Below are 5,358 nucleotides of genomic sequence, written 5' to 3' on the forward strand. Positions count from 1 at the left end.
GGGCTCCTGCAGGCGCGAAGCAGAAAGGCCCGGAGCGGGCATGGCCGGAGCAGGAGTCCCCATCAGGCCGCCCGTAGCGTGGCGGACTGGGTTCGCCCAGGCGCCCAGGGCAGCCATGCCATACCGGTTGAACTGCTCCAGAAACGCGAGTGCGCCGGGCTGCCGTACCACGGCGGCACGGGTCATGAACTCGTCGTTGGAGGCCAGGATCGGGATGCTGTCGCTGGTGCCGGTGCCTGGTCCTTGGATACGCCCGCCATCGGCGAAGCCACCTCCGAAATACGCACTGGCGGCACTCATGCCCAGTTGCAACCAGCCACCACCACCGCCAGTGCCGCCAGCAGCACCGCCACCGAATAGGCTGCTGAACAGGTTGCCGAACAAACTGGCACCCTGACCAAACACTCCAGCCAGCGCGCTCGCCAGAGTGCCACCGCCCGACGTGGTTGCTTCGCTGATCGCGCTGCCCATTGCGGCTGCGCCTTCGGTCGACGCGGCAGCAATAGCAGCCGCTGGACCGGCTTGTCCGGCTGCAGAGGCTGCGCCGCCCAGCACCTGGCCACCGTTCGCTGCCGCTAGCGATGCGGCTGCAGCCTGAATCGCCGCGGCGCCGGTCACGAGAGTGCCTCCCGCGGTTGCCAGGGCGCCGGCCGATGCCGAGACCGCCGAGGCACCTACGGCCAGGTCTTTGCTGCCAGCGTCTTTGGTCTCGCCGAGTCCGAAGCTACTGAGCAACGATGCTCCGAGCTGCCTGGTCGCCATACGAGCGGAGTCGGCCGCGAGCGTACGGAGAAAGTCATCCAGGCTGGCCTTACCCGTTGTTACGGCGGAAACGACGCTGTTCTCCAGGCCAGACATCGCGTTGCTGAACAGGTCGTAGGTCTGGCCCGCGACGTTCCTGGCCGAGTCGAGATAGTCGGCGAACGCCGAGCGGGCACCGTTGGTCCAGTCTGCCTGCGCGATCTGCAAGGCCGCGTAGTTGCGTTGGAGCTGCTCGGTCATCGCCGCGTGGTTCGCCTGCAGCTTCTGCAGCTTGTCGTTGTACTCGTCGAGGCTCATGCCACGCGAGCCGTCGCCGTACTGGCTCGCCAGGTCCAGGCGCTGCTGTGCGAATCGGTCGTCAAGGCTGCCACGCTGATCGAACAAGCGGCGCTGTTGCGCGCCCATGCCCACGGCAGCGGCGGCACGTTGACCCTGGAGGGCCAGCGCATCCTGTTGTTGCTGGAGCGCATCGCTGTAGGCCTTGACTGCCTGGGCCTGTTTCTTCAGGCGCCCCTGTTCGTTGAGCTGGAGGACTTCCAGGTCGGCGTCTGCCTTCTTCTGCGCCTTGACCATGTTGTTCCTGGCCTCGGCGATCTTCTGGTCCAGGCTGATGCGCTGGGCCGCCGTGGTGGAACTTTTGTCGCGCAGCGCCTCCAGCGCCTGGATTTCCCCCTCATAGGCTGCGGTGACCTGGTCCTTGTTCTGGCTGATCAGTTCGCCGCGCTGCGCGACATAGTCCGCATAGCTCAGCAGGCCGGCGCGCTGCTGCGCCTGGAGCTTCTGCTCGGCGTTCCTGTAGTCGGCCTGCAACTGGTCCAGCTGGTTCTTCGCTTCGGTGACGGTGGACTGATCGAGTGGAGTACTCGGCCCCTTCGGAGTCTTCGGGTCTTTGTACTTCTGATCAATGGCCTTGCGAGCAGCGGCGATGTTTTCCGGCCGCAGGCGCTCGTCGTTCGGGTTCGTGGCTTGAATCGCGGCGATGCTGCGATCCAATTCCCGGTTCAACTTGTCCCGTTTCTCTTTATTGGTGCGAACAGTCTCCAGCAGCCGGTCCATACTCTGCTGACCGCGCGTGGCTTCACTATCCAAATAAGCCTTGAGCCGCGCCGCCTGGGCTTTCTCGCCTTCATCTTGAATTTCCTGAAGGGCATCGGTGAATTGCTTCCCGCGTTCCTCGTCCGACATTGAGTTGCGCTGGAAAGCCTTGCGCACCTCGTTGAGCCAGCCGAGCGGCCCGAAAACTGCGGCACTGGCAGCTGCCTGGCCTGGCTTGAACGCCGGACCGCTCAGTTGCTCCAGACGCTCTTCAGGCGTTTCCGTGCGGCCCACGCCGAGCATCTCGTCCCATGCACCTTTTGCGATGTCGCCAACAGTCCTCCACGCGCGCTCCATCGTGCCCAGGTTCTCGACGATCTGATTCGCCCGCTCGTCCATAGCCTGGCTATAGGCGTCCATGGCGAACTGGGCAGCACCCAGCGTGTCCCCCTGCCTCTCCAGGGCAGTGATCTGCTCGTACACCGAGGCCGTCAGGTAGTGATAGCGGTCATTGAGCTGCTGCGACGCCTTGACCGGATCATCGGCCAGCTTGGAGAACTCGGCCACGGTTTCAGAAACGGCCTTACCAGTCGCCTCCTGCATAGCAATCGCAGTGGTTCCGACCTGTTCGATCTGCTCGACCGTGAACTTACCTGTGGAAGTGATCTCCGACAGCGCGGCCACAGCTTCGTACCGTGTACCGTTCACTTTGGCAAGCGATGCGGCCATCGCTGCCAGCTGCCCAGCGCTGGTGCCGGCATAGTTGCCGGTCAGGATGATTGATTCGTTGAGTTCGCTGGCTTCGTCGCTGCCTTTCTTGTAGGCATAGGCCAATGCGACAGCCGCCGCTGCGGCCGCCGCTGCAACGATGGCAAATGCGCCGCCAGCACTCCCCAGCCCTGAAAGCGCTCCCTTGGCGTTTTCCGCCGCTTCAGCCGTGGTGTTTGCCGTATCGGCCATGTCGGTGAAGCCGTCGCTGACATTGTCGGCCCCATCGGCAACCGCCGATTGCTCCTTTGCAACGGCCGCAAGGCCTTCGCCCACGGCAAGAATGCCGCCAGCATTTACGGAACTGGTCAGGCCGAAGAACGACTTGATCTTTTCACCGAGCGCCCTGAAGGTTTCCCCGACGCCACCGAAACTATCGGTGATCTGGCCGCCCTGCTGGATAGCGACCATCCAGACCGGCATGCCGCTGGCCAGACTGGTAACAACGTCAGTGATCTGTGCCGGCAACTGCCGCATCGCCTGCTTGTACTGCCCCGCGGACAGTCCGGCGACTTTCATCGCATCAGACGTTCCGAGCAGCCGTTCACGTTGTTCCTGGAGCCGCGCGCTGTAGGTCGCAAAGCCCTCGGGATCAATCAGTTGGGAGTTCCTGGCCTGCCCCAGGCGTTTTTCCAGGTTGTCGAGCTTCTCCAGCTCACGCGTAACCGGATCGATCGCTCCCAGCAACTTGGCCAGCTCCGACTGCTGCTTGTCGAACTCGGCCGAGGCCTTGGCGGCGGCTTCGGCGGCTCGCTGCTCGGTCGCGATCTGCTGCTGCCTGGCACGCTCGGCGTTGTGGTAGGCGTTCATCGACGCCGATTGGGCGCGTGCGCTCTCCTGCCAACCGGCAGTTGCGGCGCGGGTTGAGGTGTTGAGCTTGTCGGAACTGTTGGCCAGGGCGTCGAACGCGGCCTGCTGCTGAAGGCTGGCCGCCACCATGGCCTTGAGCCGTGCCGCCTGTTGATCGGCACTCTCGCCGATCGCACTCAGCTGACTGCTGGTGGCGGTGGCACTGGTACCGATCTGCTCGACCTGGCTGTTGATGTTATCCAGGGCCTGGGCGCCCTGATTCCCGTCAGCGCGGATGCGTAGTGCCAGATCAAGTTCTTTGCCCGTTGCCATGTCGAGTCACGTCAGAAAGGAGTGGCTCGCATGGTTACGCGCGCGCGCGAACGGGTCTTTGTGGCAAGCAAAAAAAACGCCCCGAACTAAGTCCGAAGCGTCTTGAGGTGTTCTTTAGCGTCGTTGCCGCCGGCAAACGCCAGGTTGGTGTCGATGAACTGGTTAGCCCGGTGGTGGGACAGTCGCCGCTGCTCGGCATCGTAGAGCAGCAGGATCTGCCGCTCGGTCATTCGACCGATGGTGCCTGGGGTTCCGTATCCTCCGGCGATGAGGCAAGCATAGATGTCTGCCCAACGGCCTTCCTGGCCTCTTCGGCTGCCCGTTCGGTTTGAATTCGGTCCACCACCGCCCCGATAAAGAAAGGGCCGTTCACCAGCCACCAGACGTACAGCAGGAAGTTTCCATCCCGGTGCGGCAAACCTTTCACCCATTCTTCGTCGACGTCGGCCGCCACTGCCATCAGGTGCGGGATGAGATCCGAGTGCTGGCCGAGCACCACCAGGATCTGCTCTAGGTCGGGAAGCACAGCCCCTTGACTGATGGCATACAGGTCATCGAGCAACGGCTGGATCATGGGGCGTAGCCGCAGCCCTTCGACGAATCCGTACTCGCGCACGGTCAGCTTGCGGCCGGCGACCTCGATCTCGCGTTCGGGGTGCAGTATCTGCAGATCATCCGCTCCTTGCGCAGCAGCGGGGCCGGGCTTGGCCTTACGTTCTACCTTGCGCCCCATGTCAGGCGCCCTTCTGCACGATGCGACCGAAGCCGCCCAGGTTGGCGTCGGCGGCGTTCAGGGTGTCGTATAGCACGCTACCCGTGAGCTGGAAGTTTCCGTACTCGTCGTTGATGAGTGCCAGGTCACCGACCGGGTCGAACTTGCAGCGGTACAGGGTCACGATCACCGGTTCCTGATTCTCGGTGTTGATGCCGTCCAGCAGGATGTAGCGCTCCGGCGGTGGTGAGGTGAACATGGTGTAACCGGTGGCGACCTCGGAGGCATACGCGGCCTTGAACGGCTGGGTCTTGCCGGTGACATTCAGCAGCTCGATCAAGCCAGCCGTTGGAGATTCGATACGGTAGTCCGTACCCAAGACCAGCTCCGCAGGCGTGGTGGCACTGTCGGTGAGGACCACCGAGGAGACGAACTGACGGTCCAGCTTCACGAAGTCGCCGGCCTTCAGATCGCCCTCAAGGACTTCACCGGTCACCGTGTCGGCGGGCAGCTCGATCTGCGAGGCCCAGATCGCCGCAGCGATGTTCTTCGGCAGCCACTCGTCGTAGGTGATGTTGACGGTGGCGGTCTTTCCGCGCTGCAGGCGACCGTACTGCAGACGGTTGCCCGAGAACGACTCCGTTGTATTGGTGCTTTCGGTGGCCATCTGCAGGGTCAAGACCGGTACGTTTCCGGCCCACACAGGGCGGCTCAGCTTGCCGTTGGGCAGGCGCTCGCCGGCCCAGACCCGACCCTGGAAGGAAAACAGCGACATGATTTACTCCTTGGCGGCGGGAGCCGCATCTTGAGTTTCGACCGTGATCTTCTGGTGCTGGACCAGGAAGGCCTTGTCGAGGGTGTTGACGTAGATTTCGGCGCCGGCCGGGTATTTCGTGCCGGCGTGCGTGTGATGAGCGGTGAGTGTCACCTTCTCCTCCTTCGGCACTGAGACGGCGGGG

At 63.3% G+C, this 5,358-nt stretch carries 5 protein-coding genes; all 5 read right to left on the reverse strand.

Features of this window, described 5'->3' with window-relative positions; all coding sequences use genetic code 11:
- A partial coding sequence (locus tag JHD77_RS31315) for a phage tail length tape measure family protein (protein WP_058169341.1) occupies positions 1-3,687 on the reverse strand: 3,687 nt, incomplete at its 3' end.
- Between the two features lie 86 nt (positions 3,688-3,773).
- A complete protein-coding gene (locus JHD77_RS31320; RefSeq protein WP_003094272.1) occupies positions 3,774-3,917 on the reverse strand; it encodes a hypothetical protein in 144 nt (47 codons plus the stop codon).
- Complete coding sequence (locus tag JHD77_RS31325; RefSeq protein WP_003139971.1) at positions 3,914-4,420, reverse strand: DUF6631 family protein; 507 nt, start codon at positions 4,418-4,420, stop codon at positions 3,914-3,916. The genes JHD77_RS31320 and JHD77_RS31325 overlap by 4 nt, the downstream gene beginning before the upstream one ends.
- A gap of 1 nt (position 4,421) precedes the next feature.
- Entirely contained in the window at positions 4,422-5,174 is a 753-nt protein-coding gene (locus tag JHD77_RS31330) for a hypothetical protein (protein ID WP_003094267.1), read from the reverse strand.
- A gap of 3 nt (positions 5,175-5,177) precedes the next feature.
- Positions 5,178-5,358 (reverse strand): DUF7210 family protein (locus JHD77_RS31335; RefSeq protein ID WP_233412012.1); only part of this gene is annotated, 181 nt, incomplete at its 5' end.

Origin of the sequence: Pseudomonas sp. P20 (assembly GCF_016463925.1) — a bacterium.
Classification (GTDB): Bacteria; Pseudomonadota; Gammaproteobacteria; order Pseudomonadales; family Pseudomonadaceae; genus Pseudomonas; species Pseudomonas aeruginosa.

Coding starts and splice junctions, on each gene's coding strand:
- JHD77_RS31320 (WP_003094272.1), bottom strand. CDS start 3,917: ATGACCGAGCGGCAGATCCTGCTGCTCTACGATGCCGAGCAGCGGCGA.
- JHD77_RS31325 (WP_003139971.1), bottom strand. CDS start 4,420: ATGGGGCGCAAGGTAGAACGTAAGGCCAAGCCCGGCCCCGCTGCTGCG.
- JHD77_RS31330 (WP_003094267.1), bottom strand. CDS start 5,174: ATGTCGCTGTTTTCCTTCCAGGGTCGGGTCTGGGCCGGCGAGCGCCTG.